15 protein-coding genes are annotated in these 22,088 nt (G+C 38.2%); 7 read left to right on the top strand and 8 right to left on the bottom strand.

Translation table 11 applies throughout. From position 1 onward, the window contains the following. Positions 1-250 precede the first annotated feature (250 nt). Positions 251-1,594: an adenylosuccinate lyase gene (purB, locus tag D9O48_RS10210; RefSeq protein ID WP_126972870.1), complete on the bottom strand. Its 1,344-nt coding sequence runs from the start codon at positions 1,592-1,594 to the stop codon at positions 251-253. 99 nt (positions 1,595-1,693) lie between these two features. Here purB and D9O48_RS10205 point away from each other — a divergent pair, with 99 nt between their 5' ends. Then, complete coding sequence (locus D9O48_RS10205; protein WP_233589228.1) at positions 1,694-2,434, top strand: menaquinone biosynthetic enzyme MqnA/MqnD family protein; 741 nt, start codon at positions 1,694-1,696, stop codon at positions 2,432-2,434. Positions 2,435-2,691: 257 nt separating this feature from the next. Here D9O48_RS10205 and D9O48_RS10200 read toward each other — a convergent pair whose 3' ends face one another. Genes D9O48_RS10200 through D9O48_RS10185 form a run of 4 tightly spaced genes read right to left on the bottom strand, consistent with a single transcriptional unit; the run spans position 2,692 to position 8,168 of the window. Beyond that, on the bottom strand, positions 2,692-3,537 hold the full coding sequence (locus D9O48_RS10200) for a glycosyltransferase family 2 protein (RefSeq protein WP_126972868.1): 846 nt from the start codon (positions 3,535-3,537) through the stop codon (positions 2,692-2,694). A 10-nt stretch (positions 3,538-3,547) separates the two neighbouring features. After that, a complete protein-coding gene (locus tag D9O48_RS10195) occupies positions 3,548-4,486 on the bottom strand; it encodes a glycosyltransferase family 2 protein (RefSeq protein ID WP_126972867.1) in 939 nt (312 codons plus the stop codon). Further along, entirely contained in the window at positions 4,461-5,657 is a 1,197-nt protein-coding gene (locus D9O48_RS10190; RefSeq protein WP_126972866.1) for a glycosyltransferase family 4 protein, read from the bottom strand. Before D9O48_RS10190 ends, D9O48_RS10195 begins: the two co-directional genes overlap by 26 nt. Positions 5,658-5,696: 39 nt before the next feature. Continuing rightward, a complete protein-coding gene (locus tag D9O48_RS10185) occupies positions 5,697-8,168 on the bottom strand; it encodes a YfhO family protein (RefSeq protein WP_126972865.1) in 2,472 nt (823 codons plus the stop codon). Between the two features lie 166 nt (positions 8,169-8,334). Between D9O48_RS10185 and D9O48_RS10180 the strand changes: the two genes are divergently transcribed. Next, positions 8,335-9,057, top strand: coding sequence for a queuosine precursor transporter (locus tag D9O48_RS10180; protein ID WP_233589227.1), 723 nt, complete (start codon positions 8,335-8,337; stop codon positions 9,055-9,057). Here the strand turns inward: D9O48_RS10180 and D9O48_RS10175 are convergent. Next, entirely contained in the window at positions 9,052-9,552 is a 501-nt protein-coding gene (locus tag D9O48_RS10175; protein ID WP_126972863.1) for a GNAT family N-acetyltransferase, read from the bottom strand. The genes D9O48_RS10180 and D9O48_RS10175 overlap by 6 nt on opposite strands. A gap of 72 nt (positions 9,553-9,624) precedes the next feature. Between D9O48_RS10175 and D9O48_RS10170 the strand changes: the two genes are divergently transcribed. Next, a complete protein-coding gene (locus D9O48_RS10170; protein WP_126972862.1) occupies positions 9,625-12,441 on the top strand; it encodes a hypothetical protein in 2,817 nt (938 codons plus the stop codon). Positions 12,442-12,947: 506 nt separating this feature from the next. Here the strand turns inward: D9O48_RS10170 and D9O48_RS10165 are convergent. Continuing rightward, positions 12,948-15,548 (bottom strand): valine--tRNA ligase, encoded by a 2,601-nt coding sequence (locus D9O48_RS10165; protein ID WP_126972936.1) that lies wholly within the window; start codon positions 15,546-15,548, stop codon positions 12,948-12,950. Positions 15,549-16,140: 592 nt separating this feature from the next. On the opposite strand from D9O48_RS10165, the gene D9O48_RS10160 reads away from it, so the two are divergent. The 4 genes from D9O48_RS10160 (at position 16,141) to D9O48_RS10145 (ending at position 21,292) form a co-directional block, all read left to right on the top strand. After that, positions 16,141-18,303, top strand: a complete 2,163-nt coding sequence (locus D9O48_RS10160) for a hypothetical protein (protein WP_126972861.1) — start codon at positions 16,141-16,143, stop codon at positions 18,301-18,303. A 38-nt stretch (positions 18,304-18,341) separates the two neighbouring features. Then, positions 18,342-19,730: an exonuclease domain-containing protein gene (locus tag D9O48_RS10155; protein ID WP_126972860.1), complete on the top strand. Its 1,389-nt coding sequence runs from the start codon at positions 18,342-18,344 to the stop codon at positions 19,728-19,730. 142 nt (positions 19,731-19,872) lie between these two features. Next, positions 19,873-20,481, top strand: coding sequence for an outer membrane beta-barrel protein (locus D9O48_RS10150; RefSeq protein WP_126972859.1), 609 nt, complete (start codon positions 19,873-19,875; stop codon positions 20,479-20,481). 79 nt (positions 20,482-20,560) lie between these two features. Further along, on the top strand, positions 20,561-21,292 hold the full coding sequence (locus tag D9O48_RS10145; protein WP_199750548.1) for an esterase family protein: 732 nt from the start codon (positions 20,561-20,563) through the stop codon (positions 21,290-21,292). On the opposite strand, the gene aat is transcribed toward D9O48_RS10145, so the two are convergent. Beyond that, entirely contained in the window at positions 21,264-21,926 is a 663-nt protein-coding gene (gene aat / locus D9O48_RS10140) for a leucyl/phenylalanyl-tRNA--protein transferase (protein WP_126972858.1), read from the bottom strand. The genes D9O48_RS10145 and aat overlap by 29 nt on opposite strands. Positions 21,927-22,088 lie beyond the last annotated feature (162 nt).

Genomic DNA, 22,088 nt, shown 5'->3' with positions numbered 1-22,088 from the left:
TGCTGATATTCTATCTGACCTATTTCCAGCAGATTCTTCTTGATTACACAAGGATTCAGAAGTGTAACAAGAACGAGTACAAGAGTTTTTATTTGAGCTGGAATATGCATGGATGATATGCTGCAGGGAAAGATAAAGAATTTACTGATCAGAAAAGTAAGCGGCCGCAAATTTTAATAAACTATTAAATAAAAAAACTCTCCCCAACAAGGTTGGGGAGAGGGCGTGTGATGTATCTCAATGTAACAACTTACTTAGGTGAAACTCCGGTATAATTGTGCGGAGTAATCTTTCTCAATTCCTGCTTTACAGCTGTTGATACTTTTAAAGTGCTGATAAATTGATGAATTGATTTTTTATTGATTCCTGCTTTACCTCTGGTTAATGCTTTTAACGCTTCATAAGGTTGAGGATAATTTTCTCTTCTTAAAACTGTTTGAATTGCTTCTGCCACAACAGCCCAGTTGTTTTCAAGATCTGAAGAAAGTTTTGACTCGTTCAGTACGAGTTTTGAAAGGCCTTTTTCTATTGATTTGATCGCTAAAATCATATGAGCAAAAGGCACACCGATGTTTCTCAGAACGGTACTGTCTGTTAAATCTCTTTGTAATCTGCTGATCGGCAGTTTCGCGCTCAGGTGTTCCAGTAAAGCACTTGCTATACCCAGGTTTCCTTCAGCATTTTCAAAGTCAATAGGATTCACTTTATGTGGCATTGCAGATGAACCTATTTCTCCTTTTTTGGTTTTTTGTTTGAAATAATCCATTGAGATGTAAGTCCAGATATCTCTGCACAAATCCATCAAAATGGTATTAATTCTTTTCATTGCGTCAAAATGAGCGGCTAAATTATCATAATGCTCAATCTGAGTAGTATATTGCTGACGTTGGAGCCCAAGAATATCTTCTACGAATTCATTGCCCAGTTTTACCCAGTCTTTTTTAGGGAAGGCAATATGATGGGCGTTGAAATTACCGGTGGCGCCACCGAATTTCGCTGAAATAGGTACTTCCAGAAATAATTGAATCTGATTGTCGAGTCTTTCAACAAATACTTTCCATTCCTTTCCTAAGCGGGTAGGAGAGGCTGGCTGTCCATGGGTACGTGCTAACATCGGAATATCTTTCCAATCGGTAGCAAACTGATCAAGTAAACGATTCAGATTTAAAATTGCGGGTACATATTCCGCTTCAATAGCTGCTTTCCAGGATAACGGAATGGCAGTATTGTTAATATCCTGAGAGGTTAAGCCAAAGTGAACCCATTCTTTCAGGTGTTCCCCTTTAGCAGAATCCAATACTTCTTTTAAAAAATACTCAACTGCTTTTACATCGTGGTTGGTAACTTTTTCGGTTTCCTTAATCTTTTGAGCAGCGGCGATGTCAAATTTTTCTAATGATTCTTTCAAAGCATTTCTCAAGGCTGCCGGAGCGCTGAAGAACTTTTTATCTGCCAGAAAGAGAAAATATTCAACTTCTACCAGAACACGAAACTTCATCAAGGCATATTCAGAGAAGTATTCGTCCAGATGCTGTACTTGTGAGCGGTAGCGCCCATCAATAGGAGATATAGCCGTTAAAGCGTTTAATTCCATGATTGTTTGTTAAATTACCGGTGTTATTAACACCAATGTCGTTTAATATTGGTCGCAAAGTTAATTTTTCCTATAACTTTGCGGATAAAATTAAAGGAATTGGACAAAATTAAGGTTGGAATCGTTAATTACCTGAATACTTTGCCATTAATTTATGGTTTAGAGAGAGATTCCGTACGCGACAGGATACAGTTGGAAGGCGATTATCCCGCCAAAGTAGCTCAAAGGTTAATTGAGGGGGATATTGATATGGGCCTGGTTCCTGTGGCAATTATCCCTTACCTGAAAGAATACCATATTGTAGGCAACTATTGTATTGGTGCAACTCAGGCGGTGGCTTCGGTATGTATCTTCTCAGAATGTCCCATTGAAGAAATTGATACCATCTTACTCGATTATCAGAGCAGAACCTCTGTAGCATTGGCACAGGTACTGTTGAAGCATTACTGGAAACTAAATCCCGAAAAAAAGGCCGCAGAAAAAGATTTTCGTAACCAGATAAAAGGTAAAACAGCCGCCGTAGTGATTGGTGACCGTGCTTTGGAACAAAATCATATCTCTCCATATGTTTATGATCTGGCAGAAGCCTGGCAAAACCTCACCGGACTTCCTTTTACATTTGCTGCCTGGATCAGTAATAAAAAGCTACCTGAAAGTTTTATTCAGGAGTTTGATGCAGCCAATGCGCTCGGTTTGCAACATATTGATGAAATTGTAGCATCGCACCCATACCCACATTATAATCTGAAAGAATACTATACTAAGAATATATCCTATCTATTGGATGAACCTAAAAGAAAAGCGATAGAGCTGTTTTTAGAGTATCTTAAAAACTTATAGGCTGATTCATATTTTTGAGGTCTACCATTAAGGAATGAAGAAACTTCTGCCGCTTAGCTTTGGCTCATTCTATCTGTTAATTGCAATTTAAATAGGAAGAGAATGAAGCTGAAAAGTGAATGAAGTGCTGTCTTCTGCGCTGTTTTACCTTCATACCTTCATTTTCTTAATGTTTCAAATTCCATCCTCAAACATAGAAGGAATTAAGCGCATTGAGAATGATGAGCGGGAGTTTATCCCTCATGCTTATAAGGATGCTATTTTGTGTGGAAGAGTGCTTTTAGCTCTTTGCCGAGTCCCAGTATATAATCTTTTTTCATTTGACGGGCTAGTTTTTTATCAAATGAAGTTATCTGATGTGCCTCTTTTCGTTTTTCGAGGTATCTTTTTTTTGTGTCGTATAGAATGAAGTAAGCGTTTCTGCTTCTATATTCACGTGTAGTAGTATTATTGGTGTGAACGCGATAGTCTAATAATTTTTCGTTTAGCTTATCAATGATAAAGTCATCGCTGAGCGTGTGTAGCCAAAGTGGGTAATCTTCTACCGCATAAGAGTTACTTCTGATCTGATTTAAATCGTATCCATATTGATCGATGATAAACGAACGCATCATGACTGTTGAATGGGTAATACAGTTTTCAATGAGCATCTGTTTTTTGATAGCGGTAGGAGTAAGTGTTTTTTCGTCTAATTCCCATCCGGCTATTTTTTCTCCTTTTTCATTGATATGTTGTGTAATGGTTGATAATACTGCTACTTCCGGATTGGCTTCTAAATAATCATGTTGTTTTTGAAGCCGGGTTGGATGAGCGATATCATCGGCATGCATGATCGCCACATATTTGTGGTGCGATTGAATACTGGCGGTTAAAGAGTTCATTGCGCGAACAACGCCCATATTCACAGGGTGTTGTAAAACGGTAATCCGCGGGTCTTTAAAAAGTTCAATAACATTGAGTGTATTATCGGTAGAACAGTCGTCGCAAATTACAAAATCGAAATCTTTAAAGCCCTGTTGCAAAATGCTGCTGATGGCCTCTCCGATATATTGAGCTGCATTATAGGCAGGCATTAATACGATCACTTCATTTTTTTTCGCCATGGTTCACTATTTAATAACTAAGCCTTGCGTCTACACTTTTTAAATACGCTAATGTATTATACGATATTTTAACCCTCTTTTCCGTCCGGGAAATATTAATTATTTTTTTCCATCCCTGCCACCAGCCTTTTAAGTCAAAACCGCTTGATTTGAGATATTGTAACGACCATAAAATACTGGTACTATAAAAGTATTTCATAGGTAAATAACGAAAGGCTACTTTTGATTTATTCACCCACATCATTTGCCACTTCTCGGCTTTTGTAGTTCTTCCCAACGGAGACTCTTTATGCAGCATGACCACTGAATCTGTAAAAGCAATCGACCAGCCTTTTTCAAGCATTCGATAACTGAAGTCATATTCTTCCATTCCGTAAAAAAAGTCCTGAGAATAAGATCCCGTCTGATCTAAAACCTCTCTTAAAATAGCATGGGCTCCACCGGCATAATAATAGGTAAAGAAAAAACTTTGATCTTTATATTTATCAAATTGTTTATGAGCGAAAGCATTTTTTTGAATCTGGTTGTTTTCAAAATATCTTACCAGAAATGAAACTATACCAATTCTTCTGCCATCTTTGCCAGACTGGGAAAATGCTTTTGCAATCTGTACTAAACTGTTTTTTCCTTCGAGTTCAGCATCATCGTCTAATAATACCAAAATTGGCGCGTCGGTAAATTGTAATGCAAAGTTACGACCTTTAGACACACCCAGATTTTGAGGTGAATCAATATATTTTATAGAAATCTTACGCTCTGATTCTATGAACGATTTTACTGAACTATAATCACTTGTTGAGGCATTGTTTACAAGAACAATATCTCTTAACAGCCGCTCCGTTTCTTCTAATGCACAAAGATTTCTCAATAATGCTAAAGTATCCTCCGGCCGATTGTAAGTAATAATTACAAAACTGATAGGTTTATGATATGTTGAATAATCGTTCATATTTTTTTTGAAAAGTGCGTAAGCCGAATTTCTGATAAGCTTTTTCCATATTGGTATAACTCATCTCTGCCAATAGTTCGCGGTCTTCATTTAATTGTTTTATTTTACTGACGGCTTCTTCTATAATCAATGTTTCTTTGTCTGACGAAGATAGCACAAAACCATTGATGTAATTTTCTATTTCCAGTGGAATATCACCTACAGGCGTTGCGATGATAGCCAAACCATTCATCATTGCTTCCTGTATTACAATGGGCATTCCTTCGGTAGAAGAACTGATGATCAGTATATCATGTTGCTGATAAATTTGCTCGAGTATTTTCGGGTCATTGATATTCCCATACAATTCTATATTCGAACTTATGTGTTTGGGCAGGGCGGCCTGTACCTCTCCGGCGAATCCGAAAATAATACCGTCTTTTTCCAGTTTTTTTGCCATTGCTGCTACCAGATGAACTCTTTTTTCTCTGGTTCCACGACCTACATACAATACTTTCAGGGAAGTTGTTTTCCGGTTGCGGTTTCCGTTCTGTGCCGGTGCTGCTACAGCATTTTGAATTAACTCTATATTTGAATAGAATCTGTGTGGCACATGAAGACGTTCATATTGACGAAAATGGTCTTCAATTCTGGATTGTGCAATCATCACCGTTTTGGTGTAATATTCAATATACGGAATTCTTATTGCTGAAAAACTATTATAAGAATGGATTAGTTCGAACTGAGGAATTGATTTTTTAATCCACGGACTGATTTTATAACCAAAGTTTGATTGTCCGTTGAATACAAACCGAACTGAACTGTCGAGGTTTATTTTAGTGGAAATAAAACCCCTCATAATCAAATTTGTAAAATACCAAAGTTTATGATCTGTCCATTTTGATAAATCTGTGATATCCCAGCCACTGTTTTCAAATAATGACCGGTATTGATCGTTTTGTGATCTTCGGGTAAAATATATTTTACCTTTTACACGATGCTTCAGCACCTGTGTAATTTGTGCATGTACATATTCGGCACCACCTGTATGATAAAAAGGGAAAAAGAAATAACAATCGTAATGCCGGGTCTGATTGCCGGTCATACGTTGTAACACTCGTCCCGTTATAATAAACGGGAGCAATAAAACGTGTTCAATTTTTCTTTTAAGAATCCATCTGCTATATCGCATATTAAAACTGCCCGGTATATTTACCGGGCAGTTACAAATTTAAGCTTTTGTATGATTTTTATTTCTTTTCCACTCTCCAAATATGGCTCCTAACATTAATATTAGTGTTAATACGGTAGCCGTTGTGGTTAATGTTTTGCTGCCATAGTAACTTTGAGGCTCAAACTTCAGCTCAATTTTATGATTACCGGCCGGAAGGTTGATACCCCTTAAAGCATAGTTGACATTGAAAATAGGAGTCTCCTGTCCATCAACAAATGCCTTCCACCCACCAGGATAGTATATTTCACTTAATACGGCAAACTGCGGTTGTTGTGTATTGGACTCGTACAAAATATAATCATTGTCGTTATTAATCAAACGGATATTGGCAGTACTGTCTGTCAATTGAGGTGTATTGATCTGTGAACGGTCTTTTTCATAAGCAATCACAGTTCCTGCATCCTCCAGATTTGTTAACGCTGCCATTGCTGCTTTCGGAGAATCGGCAAATTCAATCTGACGTGCTATCCATGCTGGGCCGGCTGCTCCCGGATTTACTGTAACTCTCGGTTGGCCGGTTTGCTGGTCTTGCTGAATCACATATTTCGCATTCAGCATATTGACTACGGTCGGATTGATATTACGGCTGAGCTGTTGTTCTATCAGATCCTGATAAATCAGCAATTTAGCAGCTGAATATCCTCCTACCGAATTATGATGCGCGGAAGTATAGTTTTCATTATACGTATTGCCTGCAAGGTTGAGTACTCTGTAATAGGAAGTATCTTGCTGAATCTGACGGTTTACATTGCTGAGCGGAATATCAATATTGGATTTCGGTACATAGTTCTCTTTATTGAGATAACGCACATCTACCATCATCAGATCAATAAACACCAATATGGTCATTGCAATAATGCCATACTTTACCTGTACTTTATTTTTAATAATCAGATAGATGATTGCCAATGCTAACAACACGTAAACTAACCCTTTGGTAATATCTGTCATTAACATGCTCTGACGGTCTTCTTTCAGGGCATTGATATATTGTTGAATTAATTCAAGTAACTGGGGTTGATTCATACTTTGTACAGACTGTAATATCTGATGATCCATTCTTCCCATATATTCGAAGTTGAAATAAAGGAGAAGCATTAATCCAAATACGCCAGCTGTGGCATACAGCCCTTTCTTTAATTGCGGTAATAATTTAGGATCGTTCCAGCGGCTTACGATCTGCTCTAACGATAACATCGCCATTACCGGTAACAGGAAGTTGGCAATCACCAATGCCATTGATGGAGCCCTGAATTTATTGTAGAATGGTAAATGCTCGTACAAGAATGTGTTGAATCCATCGAAGAACGAACCCATTGCGAGGAATATGCTCAACACCGTACCGGCAATTAACCACCATTTGTATTTATTTTCTATCAGGAATATACCCAGAATTGCCAGAAAACAGATGACTACTCCGGAATAAGGCGGACCTGATGTTCCGATACCGGTTTCTGTTAAACCACCCCAATAATAAATTACAGGAAGTTGTTGCTGCAATTGCTGCGGAAATGATCTTAATACGCGAATAGTACTTGATTTTTCAGGATCCATTTCCTGTTTTTCATTCGAACCGCCATACATGTGCGGGAACATTAATACCAATGGTTCTGACTGCTTCATGCTATAGCTAAAAGCGTATTCTTTGTCTAAACCGTTCTGTTTATTGTTCTCATCCACTTCGGCTAATGGAGAAGCTCCACCTCTGATCGTATATTTCTGATAATCGTAGGTTGAAGAAATTGATGTATAATTCGTACCAACTCCCACCAATGCAGCAATTAAGGTTAAACCTATTACTGCACCAATATGTTTATAGTCTTTTTGACGAATCCAGCTGACCATAAATCCTAAGCCCATTAATACCAGCGACAGCATCAGGTAATAATCAATCTGTAAGTGGTTCATTGCTACAATGATGCCCACAAACATGGCTGTTAACGCCGCACCGGATAAGTATCTTTTTTGGAAAATTAATAATACACTGGCCGTTACTGCCGGCATGTACGCGATCGACCACATTTTGGTATCGTGTCCTACTGATATAATCACCGGGTTATAAGTGGCGTAGGCAAAAGCTAATGCTCCCAGTACACCCACTAACGGACGAACCCGCAGTACCTGTGATAAAAAGTAAAAACAAATACAGGCCAGGAAAAAAAATTGAATCGGCGTTGGTAACCCCAGTGTAATTACTTTATGAAAAAACCAGGGTAAATCATTACCTGGTTCATATGCAATCATGAAAGTAGGCATACCACTAAACAATGCATTTGTCCATAATGGATAATGGCCATTTGCCTCTTTATAAGCCAAAGACTGCTGATTGGCAGCATTCCAATGGATAACATCATTTTGTTGAACGGTTTTTCCCTGAAGGGCAGGACTGCAATATATGATTGCCACTACCAAAAACACCAATACCGCTATCAGATGCGGCAAAATTTTCTTAAGAAGGCCTCTATTCATGATCTAAAATTATAAAACAACAAAATAAGGGAAAAATGTGATGGATGTGAAAAAATATGACAATTTTTCCTCTACAAAATGAAACTTCTATTCATTGAAAACCGCTATTTTAGCAATTAAAATTTAATGAATCCTTCTTATGCTGGATAAACCCACAAAACTTTTTATGCTACTGGGCGGCTTTTTCATCGCTAATGCGTTGATGGCCGAAGTCATCGGAGTAAAGATTTTTTCGTTAGAAGCTTCTTTAGGGCTAAGTCCGGCTAATTTTAGTTTATTGGGTGAAGGCGGACTTTCTTACGATTTAACGGTAGGAGTGGTTACCTGGCCGATAGTATTCATTATGACTGATATTCTGAACGAATATTATGGCGTAAAAGGAGTAAAGTTTTTGTCTTTTCTGGCTGCGGGAATCATCGCTTTTGCTTTTTTGGTTTTTTACGGTTCGATTCATACTGCTCCAACTACCTGGTGGGTTGAATCGCAAGCCGATAAAGGAGTACCGGATATGCAGGCTGCCTATACGCAGATTTTAGGACAGGGAATGAATATTATTGTTGCGTCTTTAACTGCTTTTATTATCGGGCAGCTGGCTGATGCCACTATCTTTCGTAAAATCAAATCCATTACCGGAGGCAAAAAAATCTGGTTGCGTGCTACCGTCAGCACCCTGATTTCACAACTGATTGATACAATAGTGGTTTCTTATATTTATTTGTACTTTTCACTCGGCTTTTCTTTTCCTAAAGTAACCGCTGTTGCCTTAGTAGGGTATACCTATAAATTTGTAATTGCCATTTTATGTACACCGCTGATCTATCTGGTTCATGCTGCAATCAGAAAATATCTTGGTAAAGACCTGGCGAATAAAATGAAATTAAATTCATAAATCGAGCTGATATATGTAGTCTTCCATCAGGTAACCATTACCAATAGGTACATCAATGGTTTCGATTCTTTTAAATCCGTACTTTTCGTAAAAACCAATTGCACCGGCATTGTAACGATTAACATTTAGTATTAAACGTGTTGCACCCAGTTCTTTTACTGTTTGAATCATATGTGCTAATAACGATTTGCCTGCACCCTTGCCCTGCGTGGAAACATGAACGTAGATTTTATGCAGCTTGTACGTGCCTTTGTCGTCATGTAACCCATAACTGGCAAATCCTAAAGGCTCTTCTTCCTGTGATAAAATATAGTAGACTTGTTCTTTTGAGTTCAGCTGTTTTTCCAGTACAGGAATGGAATACATTTGGTCAAGCATATAATCCAGCTGCGTGTTCCCTAAAATTTCTCCGTATGTTTTAGGCCAGATGCTGTAAGCCAGTTGTTGGATAACCGGTGCATCTTCTTTTTTGGCAAGGGAAATCGTCCACTTCATATTAAATCATTAAATTATGTATGAAGGTAGAGAAAATTATCGCATTTAACAGATATAACCTATATTGATCTTATGAAAAGCAGAAAGGAATTTGTATTACTCCCTCTTTTGTTAATGTGGTGCCACTGGTTAGCTGCACAACCAGCTTATTTCGGTGGTCATCCCGTTAAACAAAAATGGGAAAAAATTCAATCGGCATCTACCAATATTTTCTATCCTAAAGGATGGAACCGGTCTGCTCAGCTGGTTGCCGGCTATATTCACCGGTTCGATTCCCTTTCTGCTGCTACTTCACTCGGCCCGCAATCCGTACAGGCAAATATTGTTTTACAACCTTATACCACTCAATCAAACGGTTATGTTGCTTACGGTCCGTTCAAAAGCGAATTCTACTTAACCGGCAATCCGGATATTTACAGCCAAAGCAGTACCGACTGGTTACAACAACTTACTTTTCATGAATACCGGCATATTGAACAGTTCAGGGCATTCAGAAAATACCCGATTCCTAAAGCTTTTTACATTCTCTTTGGTGAGTTTGGCCTCGATTTTTACAGCAATATGGTTATTCCGAATTACTTCTGGGAAGGAGATGCCGTTTATCACGAAACAAGATTTACCAATGCCGGAAGAGGCAGAACGTCCAATTTTTATAATCCCTTCAGGGTGATCTTTGAAAATAATAAACACTACTCCTGGATGCAATGGCGAAATGGCTCTATGCGTAAAAATATTCCCAACCATTATGCACTCGGATACATTATGGCCAGTTACGGATATGAAAAATACGGTGATGATTTCTGGAAGAATATTACCGGAGGCGCACTGAACCTGAACGGTCTTTTTTATCCTTTTCAACGCTCTTTTAAAAAACACTATCAAATAAGTTATAAAGATTTTAGAAAAGAAGCTTTTCAATATTACCGTTCAAAACTGGTGGGGCAGGATACAAGTGTGCAACCAACTTCTGATCTTTTCCGCTCTAACCAATACTGGTCATACTGGTTAGACGAAACCCGCTATCTCTATCTGGAGAACTCCTATAAAAAATTACCACGCTTTTTTGTAAAAAACAATTCAACAAAAGAAGTAAAGGAATTGAAGTATCAATGGATTTCCAATGAACGCCAGTTTCATTATAACAATGATAAAATAGTATATACCAGTTATACTGTTCACCCGAGATGGCACTGGACAACCTTCCAGGATATAGTACTCTATGATTTACAAAAAGAACAACAAACGAAAATTACACACAAAGGGAAATACTTTCAGCCGGCTTTGAATGAAACCGGTAACCAGATCATTGCTATTTATCAGGATGCCGATCAGAATAATCTGCATCTGCTCTCAAAACAGAACGAAACGGAGTGGACTACTCAGGAAATAAAAAACGAAGAAACATTCACTTATCATCATCCACGAATTTACCGGAATGATATTTATACCGTTGTGCATACAAAAGATGCAAGAATGTCTATTGCTAAAGTGAGTGAAACCGGACAACACGATTTATTGTTTGAACCTCTCTTTGCCCAAATAGGAAACTTTGTAATAAAAGAAGATACACTTTATTGCAACATGAATTACCAGGGACGTGATCGTTTGTTTGCTTATACCAACAATAATTTTTATTTACTTGATCATGGTAAACCCAATGAATCTTTTTACTTCATTGACCAACGTCACCATCAATTTATATATTCAGATTATGAATTGCAGGGTTTCACTACTCAAACCGCAGCTTTGGAAGAGTTTAAATGGATTGCTATTGACAAAGAATATTGGTCTGCAAAAGATAATTATTTTACTGCAGCTGTTTATAACGGAGTCGCTGCAAGTACGGTAAATAAAGATTCTCTTCCTGTGCAAAAGGTAGCAGCAACAGGATCGCCTTTCAGAGTGTATAGCTGGCTTACCAGTCCGGCTGCTGAAGATGAAATCAATATCAGTGTGGAAGGTGCCAATATTTTGAATAATTTATATGCATATGGCGAGTATAATTATAATTCCACCAACCGGATCAATAAGTTTAACGCCGGTGTAGGATTCGGTGCCTGGCTGTCACGGCTCTCACTGAATTTCCAACACCAGGGAAGAAGCGATACTTATACATTAAGTGCTGATACTACATTAACAGCTATCAGGTTTAAACAAAATGAAGTAAATATATCTGCCGCTGTACCGTTAACCTGGTATAGAAAACGCAGTATTAAAACTTTGATAACACAGGCAGGTATATCGAAAGTCAATCGCGAAAATACCGACCTGCATACAACGTTAAATTATAATAGCGCCCGTTTCACGGCGCAGTTCACCTCTTATATTCCTCCTGCTCAGAATAATATACAAACCAGATGGGGGTATTCGGTACTGGTCCGGTTTGACCGTAACTGGGGTGGTGCCAAAGCAAACCGTGAAGCTTTTGTCGGAACACTCTTTTTACCGGGCCTGAGTGCAAATCATGCATTTGATTTATCTGTAAGTCACCAAAATATCGGTAAGCAAAATCAGATTGCATTAACGGAATATATCACACTGGCAAGAGGATTCAGGCAGGTATTTGTACATCAGATTTATAAGTTTGCTTCTAACTATCATCTGCCACTTGTATATCCTGACTGGGGTTTTGGAAATATCGTTTATGTGCAGCGGATCCGCACACAATTATTTTATGATGCATCTACTTATAATTATCAATATAATAGTCCGCAAGGTACACGTGCCATCAGTGGAGATGCTTTATCGGTAGGAGCATGGTTGTGGCTAGACGGTAAAATATGGAACCAACATCGCTTATCACTCGGTCTTAGATATGCTCATGCGGTGAAAAATGATTACAACCTGCCGTTCGAACAGTTTATCGTTTCATTACCGATAAATTTTTAAGAAGCAGTTGGCCGCAAATCTTGAAAATATGAACCATTAAGTAATTAGTAGTTGCTTTCGTTTTACTGCTAATCAGATATACCAGAATTATTTATGTTGAGCAATGTGAAATATGAAGGAAATGAAGAAAGGAAGATAATATAAGGCAGCGTAGCTGCAGCTTCATTTCCTTCATCCTTACTATTTTCTTCATGTTTATATGGGCATATTATAATAATAGATACTGTTCATATTATTACAATAACCACTTTTTCGCTGCATCTATAACAGCATCTTTTGTTGTGGGTAGGGTATTGCTACCGGTAAATCTAATATAAACTTAGCCTGCAGATAGTCTCTTTTCTAACTCAAAGATTGAATCAGTGCAGATCAGTGTAGTGTTGTACTTATGTTGTATGGTAAGTTATCCGCATAAATCAGCGCGAAGGGGGCTACGATAATTGACCATACTTATAAAAAACCTCCAACTTTTGGGGTTCAGTCCACTTTGTTGGAGGATTTTTATTTTATAAAAGCTTTAAACTGTCTTCAATAATCTGAATTTTTTCTAAAGCATCCGCTTTTTTCTTTTGTTCAAGTGCTACCACTTCAGGTTTGGCATTTTGCACAAATCGCTCATTACTCAGCTTTTTATCTACACTTACCAGAAAGCCTTGCAAGTGTTCCAGATCTTTTAGTAAAGCTTCTTTCTGAGCTGCTACATCTATTTCTCTTTCTGCTGCCAGATAGAACTTATCTTTTCCGATAACGGTTGTAATACAATTATCCTGTACTTTATCTACAAACTGAATGCTTTTCGTAGCCGCCTGTTTTGATAAGATGCTCATGATCGGCTCATATACCGGTTGTTCTGCTGTTTGAATAAACAGATCAATCTCTTCTTTAGGCTTGAGCTGGTTTTTATTACGGGCATCTCTTAAGCCTGAAATCACTGTCTTCAATAAATCACCTTGTGCCAGTATAGCGTCATTAGGTGTTTCAGCAGCCGTGAATTGTTTAACACATAAATCGTCATTTCTCTCTGCCAGTAAGTGGTAAATTTCTTCCGTCACGAACGGTGTGAAAGGATGTAATAGCTGCATCAATTCACTGAAGAATCCGATGGTTTTATTATACACTAACGGATCCATCTGCTGATCCTGGCCAGGTTTTATCCACTCCAGATACCATGAACAGAAATCATCCCATATCAATGAGTAAATAGTTTTCAGTGCTTCACTTAACTTGAAGTCTTTATAATATTTCTCTACATCAATTTTTGCCTGTTGTAAACGATTCTGGAACCATTCAACGGCAAAAGGGGTTTCGTTGTTCGACGTTTCTGATAACCTGCCTTCCCAAAGTTTTACCAGTTTTAAGGCGTTCCAGATTTTGTTGTTAAAATTTCTTCCCTGTTCAGGAGAGGTTTCGTCAAACAATAAATCATTACCGGCAGGAGAGGAAATCATAATTCCGAAGCGAACGGCATCTGCCCCGAACTGGTCAATCAATTGTAACAGGTCAGGAGAGTTTCCTAAGCTTTTACTCATTTTCCGGCCTTGTTTATCTCTTACCATTCCGGTAAAATAAACATCACTGAAAGGTTTCTGGTTTTTATATTCCATACCCGCCATGATCATGCGCGCTACCCAGAAGAAAATAATATCCTGTCCGGTTACTAATACTGCTGTAGGATAGTAGTAGTTAATTTCGGGGTTATCAGGTTGTGTAATTCCTTTGAATACCTCCATCGGCCATAGCCATGAGGAGAACCATGTGTCCAGTACATCTACATCCTGTGTCAAGGTCACACCTGCACCTGCTAATTGTTGTGCCTCTTCTGCTGATTCGGCTACATAACAATTACCGGCTTCATCGTAGTAAGCAGGAATTCTTTGTCCCCACCACAACTGACGTGAAATACACCAGTCTTTTACATTTTCTAACCAATATTTGTATGTAGCAAGAAACTTATCTCCGGGATGAATTTTCACTTCGCCACCCACCACAGCGTCTAATGCTTTATCAGCAAGATGACGCATTGATACAAACCATTGGGTAGAAATGCGTGGTTCAACCACTGCACTGGTACGCTGAGAGTAGCCTAGTCTGGTTTGATAAGCCTCTTCTTTGAGGTAAAGGCCGTCTTCTTTCAGTTTTGCAATCACTGCTTTTCTGGCAGCAAAACGATCCATACCTACAAATACTTCTGCTGCTTCACTCAATGTACCGTCTTCATTCAGGGTGTCGATGATCGGTAAATTGTGTTTTAAGCCGAGGTTATAGTCGTTAATATCATGAGCAGGAGTAACTTTTAAGGCTCCTGTACCAAAATCTTTGTCTACATATTCGTCAAAAATGATCGGAATAGGACGGTTTACCAATGGAACCAGTACATTTTTCCCCTTTAAATGGGCGTAGCGCTCATCATCAGGGTGTACACAAACTGCTACGTCACCCATAATCGTTTCAGGGCGTTGCGTTGCGATGGTAATAAAATCATCCGATTCTTCAATCTGATACTTCACGTGGTATAAAATACCCTGGCCTTCTTTATATTCCACCTCTTCATCGCTCAGTGCTGTTTTTGCAACCGGATCCCAGTTGATCATTCTTGCACCACGATAAATGAGGTTCTTTTTATATAAGTCAACAAATACTTTGATTACAGCACGGTAGTAATCCGGATCCATTGTAAATGATACCCGGTTCCAGTCTACACTACAACCCAGTTTTGCAATCTGATGATAAATGATACCACCGTATTTGTCTTTCCATTCGTAGGCATGTTTCAAAAACTCTTCGCGGGTCAGATCCGCTTTTTTAATGCCTTTTTCTTTTTCAAGCATCTGTACCACTTTTGCTTCAGTGGCAATAGAAGCGTGATCGCTTCCCGGAACCCAGCAGGCATTGAAGCCACTCATACGTGCTTTACGAACTAAAATATCCTGAACCGTTTCGTTCAGTGTATGGCCCATGTGTAACACGCCCGTAACATTCGGTGGCGGAATGACCACTGAATAGGAAGGACGGCTATCGGGTTTACTATCAAAATATCCTTTAGATTTCCAATGCTGATACCATTTGTCTTCAATTGAAGCTGGATCAAAATTTTTGCTAAGTTCCATCATAATTTCTCCTGCATTAAACGGATGCAAAGTTACTCAATGTTGTTGGGAGCATCAAAAAAACCCCCAACAAAGTTGGGGGTTCCTTACAAGAAAGTAGTAAAAAATACTATACTACCACTGTATAATAAATTGCAACACTCAAGATCAATACTGCAACAAATCCGGCAATAATCCAGTTTGCTTTTAATTGGTCTGCGTTGCTGTGCGTGTCAATTTTTTTCATGATACCTAGGTTAAAAGTTAAGAAAACGGTTTACCAGGTATTCATAGGGGCAATTGAACCGGTTATTTTCAGTGGAAGGATTCTTACTACGAAAGTAATTAATATTTGTCAAATAACCAATACTTAACGTAAACTAACTATATTGATAATCAATGGTTTATGAAATAGTTTGTAAATGTTTTGTTATCCTTTGATTGTCAGTATGTTATTGTTTCGCTTCTTGAGTACAAACAGCTTAAAATTGATTGGTGTCAATAAATGTTCGTGTTTATTTAATTAGAGGCTTGATTTCCCTATGTTTGTTTAAGCGAAACTGGTTTTTAAGAACTTTAACCTTAAACTGCTACGCGAAAAAGCAAATGAGTCATGCTCAAATTCACTCCTCCATATATTGAATTCGAACGGTACATTATTTTTCGTGATAACAATTATCCGGAATTGTTTTACTATCTCAGTCTGTGTCCGCAAATCAGCCTGTTTGAAGATCGTCCCGCAGTTTTGATTGAATATGAAAAAAATGCTGAGCAGGTGAATCATTTGCTACTCCGGTTTAAGATCAATTACATTGCTACTGCTTACGATATTACCGAAATTCAAAATTTTCTCCGTAATAAATTCAGAATACGTTATCCTTACCTCGTACCGGCACCAATGGGTATTGCGAAGGTCTATCTGCAGTTGCAGGAAGAGGGTAGAACAGTATGGACTTCGGCTGAAGATAGTCAATCGATGGTCAACAGGTTTTCGCAGATTGCCCAGTTTGTGGCGAAGAATGAAATCGCAGCTTCCTTCTACAATGCCATTATGCGCGGAGGGTGTTCCGTTAACCTCAATTTTACGGTAAGTGTCGTAGGTTTTCCTCCTGAAAATCCGGCCAGTCTGTTCATCGAGTGGGCCGGTATTTATAGCTATTTTGACCAGTCTGCCAACCGGCCATACAACAGCGATGAAATTTTTGATATGATCAATAAATGGATGAGTAAAAATCTTGATACCATTCATTTCAGCAAAATGGATAAAACGATTCGCGGACTGGCAACGCTTGATATGATGAATGAGGTACGAAAGATTGCTTTTAAAAAACTCTTTGTGAAAGGTTCACACAATAAGCAGCTGCCACTGGATATTACTTTTCAGAATAATATTCACCGGTACGATCTTCAAAAAAAGTTTTTTTTACGGGAAGCTTCTACAATCTCTCCCGCCTCAGAAGAAATCAACCTGGTGTGGAAATCTCAAAAAAGTATCGATTTTAAATATGTACTCAGTTTAAAAGACCTGGCCCGTAATATTGCACGCATTGCCGAATATGTGGTGGATACCACAAACTTTAGTTTTCTGAATAAAATTACCCTGTATGTGGCCATTGCAAATAATACTTTCGACTTTGTTAATATCCGTAAAATCGAAGTACTGATCGAAATATGGCACCGGAAAACCAATACGATAGAAAAAAATATCTATATCACCTTTGAGAAAGGGGGTAAGTCTTTACATGAACTGGCATATGATCTCCTGGATCAATACCATACTTATCAAGTGCAGTTTAAAGTGTTGTACAGTATTATTCAATCGAATAATTACACTATTGAGAATATAGAGATGTCGCCGAAAGTGGAACACAAAACACATTTGTTTATTGACCCGACACGCGATTTCAATGTTTACTTCGTACGATTTTTACTCGATAAGGCTAAACGGTTGGCTATCTTCGATTCGATTCTGGCTAAAATTACTTTCAGAAGCCATTTTAAGAAAAATGCTATTTGGGAAGTATCAGAAAGCCTGAATAAAGATTCCCGCGAGTTTACGCTTGCTTTTGTATCGACCCTGGATGGTATTCGTGCAAAGGTGGAAGTTGAATATATCGTCAATAATGCAAAAGTGGCTAATACTGTGTATACGAATGTTGCAAAATCCAACTATATTGTTGATAACCCTTTTGAGCACTGTTGGGAAGTTGAAGTTTCAGCTGAAGCCAATTGGGCGGATACAAGAAAAATTATTCTGGAAGCCAGTGCCTATGAGCAGAATTCAAACTCTGTTTATGTAAAAAGAATCGAACTGAATAAAGACGAACCGCAACAAATGATAGGTTTTTCACGGCGACATCTGTTTAATGAGTACAGTTTTTATTATCGTATGTTTTGTGTCGAACATGATGGGGTATTCCGTTGTCAATCCGGCTTAAAGCATACCGGTGAAAAGTTGACTGTCAGCGATTGTATTTCCAATATCCGCACTATTCATGGTTATTTGCCATCCGATTTTAGTTTTCGGCACAAGAACTATTCTAAAATCGGATGGACACTCCGGTACCTGGATAAGTCTAATAAAATCAATTTCGTCAGTGCTACAAAATACTTCACCGATACTGAGAGGTATCAGCAGATCAGCCATGAAATGGCCAATCCGTACCTGATAGATTATGAGTATAGTTTTAGCCTTGAGTATGACGACGGAACTGAACGGGAAAAAAGTGTATGGCTAAAAGCCGATCAGGATCAAATTTTTTTGGAAATTGAATAAATATTCTTTTTTGCTAAATTATTTAGTAATATTGCGTTATGGAATACGCGATTGTTGATATAGAAACTACCGGTGGTTATGCAGCCAGTAATGACATTACTGAAATTGCTATCTATATTCATGATGGTAAGCAGGTGATTGATCAGTATAGCACACTGATCCGCCCGAGAAGAGCGATTCCTTATCATATTCAGGTATTAACGGGTATTCAACCGGCTATGGTAGAAGATGCACCTTATTTTGAAGAGGTGGCAGCTACCATATATGAGTGGTTACAAAACAGAATATTCGTTGCTCATAATGTTAATTTTGACTATTCATTCGTAAAGCATCATCTCAAAGAAGCAGGATACATTCTCAACGTCAGCAAAGTTTGTACGGTACGGCTTAGTAAGAAAGTTTTTCCGGGTCATCCTTCTTATAGCCTGGGTAACATCTGTAAATCTTTAGATATTCCTGTTTACGACCGCCATCGTGCCGGTGGCGATGCGGCCGCCACTGCACAATTATTTGGCTTGATCCTGCACAGTGACGGTGATCAATACCTGCAGCAAATGCTTAAAAAAGGTGCAAAAGAACAATGGCTTCCGCTACACCTGTCGCCTGACGTTATTGATAATTTACCCTATACACCCGGCGTATATTATTTTCTTGATCAGAAAGGTAAAATACTTTATATCGGTAAGGCAAAAAAACTGAAGTACCGTATCAAAAGTCATTTTACCCATAATGGTGCAGGAAAACAACGGCAGGAGTTTTTAAGAAATATCCATAATATTGAGTACGAAGTATGCGGTACTGAGCTGATGGCTTTTATACTTGAAAGTATTGAGATTAAAAAGAAATGGCCTCCTTACAATCAAAGTCAGAAAAAGCCTTCGGTTACCTATGGTATTTTTGATTATGAAGACAGGAACGGTTATATACATCTTGTAATTGATAAAGTACGAAAAGGTATTCAACCATTATTCACTTTCGGATTACTGGTAGAAGGACACCGTTTATTAAAGAGCTTAATTGAAATGTTTCAGTTATGCCCTAAGTTATGCTATATCCAAACCCAAGGCACATGCGAATCTAAATTAGCCGGCCAATGTTATGGTGCTTGTGAAGGAGAAGAGCCAGCTATTGATTATAATCAAAGAGTACAACAGGCGGTTGATTATTTACAAGATAATTTACCAACCTATATGATCAGTGACCTGGGTAAAAACAGAGAAGAGCAAAGTGTAGTATTAATGGAAAAAGGAAGATTCTACGGTATGGGTTATGTACCGAAAGAGATTAATGTTGGCACGATTGAAGACGTAAAAACTTTTTTAACCACTTACCCCGATAATGATTATATACGATCATTGATTGTAAACTTTGCTGATAAAAATCCACATAAGCTGATCCGTTTTTCAGATAAAATATCTTTGGTATAATTTTCATATTATCAATTATTTTTATTTTATCTTTGTTGTACTATACCCCTTTACACACTACATCGTAGAAGTTTATCTTAATTATTCGGATTGTCCCAAATTTTTACCTAGAATAAATGTTTGGGTTTTTAAACTTTAATTTATGAAAAAGAAAACTTCTGTTTTAGGGTTGTTAATAGCTCTATTTGCACTCACTTTTATTCCACAGTCTACAAAAGCTCAATTACAAGAAGGTAACATGATGGTCGGTGCCAGTTTAGCCGATTTCGGACTTGATTTTCAGAAAGGTAATACCGGTTTTTCAATGAGTATTAGTCCTCGTATAGGTTATTTTGTAAAAGATAATATTGCTATCGGGGGTATTGTAAAATTAGGCTTAAACACTCAGAAAAACTCTACCATGTTTGATTATGGTATCGGTGCTTTCGGACGTTATTATTTTTCTGATAAAGATCTTGAAGTTTTAAAATCTGCCCGTTGGTTTCTTGAAGTAGACTTCGGCTTCAATGGAAGAAACACAAAGGTGAATAGCGTATCGGCCAATACAAATGGTTTAGGTATCGGCTTCGGACCGGGTCTGGCTTATTTCATTACCGATAATATTGCCTTGGAAGGTTTATTAAAATATAATATTACTACCGGTTTCGGTAACTCAACTACTAATAACAGACTGGGACTGAACCTTGGTTTTCAGATTTATTTACCTACTAAGAAAGTTCAGAGCGTGGTAAATGATATGAGAAGAAATTAATTCTATTTTTTCCCTTCACATTAGGTCCGGAGCTTCCTGCTTCGGACTTTTTTTTTTATCTTAATAAAAATTTACCGTCATGCGACACCTGCACTCCTGGTATAGCCAATCCCTGCATACCGACATGCCCATTGCCGTTTATGGCCATTATGGTCATGCATTATTACTAGTGCCTACTGCGGCTGCAGATTATCTGGAGTATGAACGGTTTCAATTAATTCACTCTTTGTGGCATTTAATTGAAGCAGGAAAAATAAAGGTTTTTTCTATTAACTCTGTTAATAATGAGTCATGGATGAATGCACATGTGCCTGGTGAATGGGCTATTGAAAGGCACCGTCAATGGAACAATTATGTTTATAACGAGGTAATCCCTTTTATTAAAGCACAAACCTCTGCAACGACCCCTATATATGTATCCGGAGCTTCTTTCGGAGCGCTCCACAGCGCTAATCTTTTCTTTCAACGCCCGGATCTTTTTTCAGGAGTTATTGCTATGAGCGGAGTATACCATTTAACAGAATATACCAAGGGCTTCTATAATGAAGAAGTTTATTACAATAGCCCGAATCACTATGTCTCTAATCTGGAAGATCCTCAGATTCTTCAACAAATAAGATCTTCAAACCATATTCATCTTTTCTCAGGTAGTGGTGATTATGAAGATCCGAGAGCAACTCAGAATTTTTCAAATGTATTACACGATAAACAAATTAAGCATGATTGTTTTATCTGGGGGCAGGAATGGAAACATGACTGGGATACCTGGAGAAAGTTTTTACCTATTTTACTGGAGCAATCGTTTGAATAGATTGATTCAGTAACTCAAGAAAATGAGTTCGCTCTATCATTATAGCACCGAGGGTTTCCAGATGTGGATTCCATACCTGGCAGTCGATCAGGGTAACTCCGCGCTTTTTTAATAATTCATTCAGCCGGATGAAAGCAAATTTGCTGGCATTAGGCTGGATACTGAACATGCTTTCACCAAAATAGACATTTCCTATGCGTAATCCATAAAGGCCGCCTACCAGTTGTCCGTCTTTCCAGGCTTCTCCGCAAATACCATAACCCATTTCAAATAATCGGGTGTAAGCCTCAATAACATCCTCTGAAATCCAGGTACCTTCATCTTTTCGATTGGCTTGCTGACAGGCTGTAATCACTTCTCTGAAGGAGGTGTTGTAGCTGAATTCATACTTTTTCTGATTCAGATATGGGCGCATGCTCTTACTGATCTTAAGTTGATCAGGGTAGATAATACAGCGGGGGTTGGGGCTCCACCATAGAATAGGCGGTTCATTGTACCAGGGAAAGATTCCATTCGTATAAGCAGAAATAATTCTTTCAGGCGATAAATCTCCACCCACCGCCAGCAAACCGTCAGGTTCTGCATACGCGGGGTCAGGAAATTTGATATGCTGGTCTAATGCAAAAATTGCCATAAGAGGGGTTCTTATGGCAAAGATAGGATGAATTTTAGCATTAAAATTAAGTTGATTGGCTTCACTTACGTTTTAACTCCTCCGATATTTACATCACAATGATAAACAAACAATCCAGGTCCTGTATTCTGAATGCATAATCCTTAACTCTTCCAATTAATT

It is taken from the genome of Gynurincola endophyticus (assembly GCF_003991195.1).
GTDB lineage: Bacteria > Bacteroidota > Bacteroidia > Chitinophagales > Chitinophagaceae > Gynurincola > Gynurincola endophyticus.
Note: the sequence above shows the minus strand (reverse complement) of the source record. Positions and strands in the feature narration are given on the sequence as shown.

Coding starts and splice junctions, on each gene's coding strand:
- purB (WP_126972870.1), bottom strand. CDS start 1,594: ATGGAATTAAACGCTTTAACGGCTATATCTCCTATTGATGGGCGCTAC.
- D9O48_RS10200 (WP_126972868.1), bottom strand. CDS start 3,537: ATGGCGAAAAAAAATGAAGTGATCGTATTAATGCCTGCCTATAATGCA.
- D9O48_RS10195 (WP_126972867.1), bottom strand. CDS start 4,486: ATGAACGATTATTCAACATATCATAAACCTATCAGTTTTGTAATTATT.
- D9O48_RS10190 (WP_126972866.1), bottom strand. CDS start 5,657: ATGCGATATAGCAGATGGATTCTTAAAAGAAAAATTGAACACGTTTTA.
- D9O48_RS10185 (WP_126972865.1), bottom strand. CDS start 8,168: ATGAATAGAGGCCTTCTTAAGAAAATTTTGCCGCATCTGATAGCGGTA.
- D9O48_RS10180 (WP_233589227.1), top strand. CDS start 8,335: ATGCTACTGGGCGGCTTTTTCATCGCTAATGCGTTGATGGCCGAAGTC.
- D9O48_RS10175 (WP_126972863.1), bottom strand. CDS start 9,552: ATGAAGTGGACGATTTCCCTTGCCAAAAAAGAAGATGCACCGGTTATC.
- D9O48_RS10170 (WP_126972862.1), top strand. CDS start 9,625: ATGAAAAGCAGAAAGGAATTTGTATTACTCCCTCTTTTGTTAATGTGG.
- D9O48_RS10165 (WP_126972936.1), bottom strand. CDS start 15,548: ATGGAACTTAGCAAAAATTTTGATCCAGCTTCAATTGAAGACAAATGG.
- D9O48_RS10160 (WP_126972861.1), top strand. CDS start 16,141: ATGCTCAAATTCACTCCTCCATATATTGAATTCGAACGGTACATTATT.
- D9O48_RS10155 (WP_126972860.1), top strand. CDS start 18,342: ATGGAATACGCGATTGTTGATATAGAAACTACCGGTGGTTATGCAGCC.
- D9O48_RS10150 (WP_126972859.1), top strand. CDS start 19,873: ATGAAAAAGAAAACTTCTGTTTTAGGGTTGTTAATAGCTCTATTTGCA.
- D9O48_RS10145 (WP_199750548.1), top strand. CDS start 20,561: ATGCGACACCTGCACTCCTGGTATAGCCAATCCCTGCATACCGACATG.
- aat (WP_126972858.1), bottom strand. CDS start 21,926: ATGGCAATTTTTGCATTAGACCAGCATATCAAATTTCCTGACCCCGCG.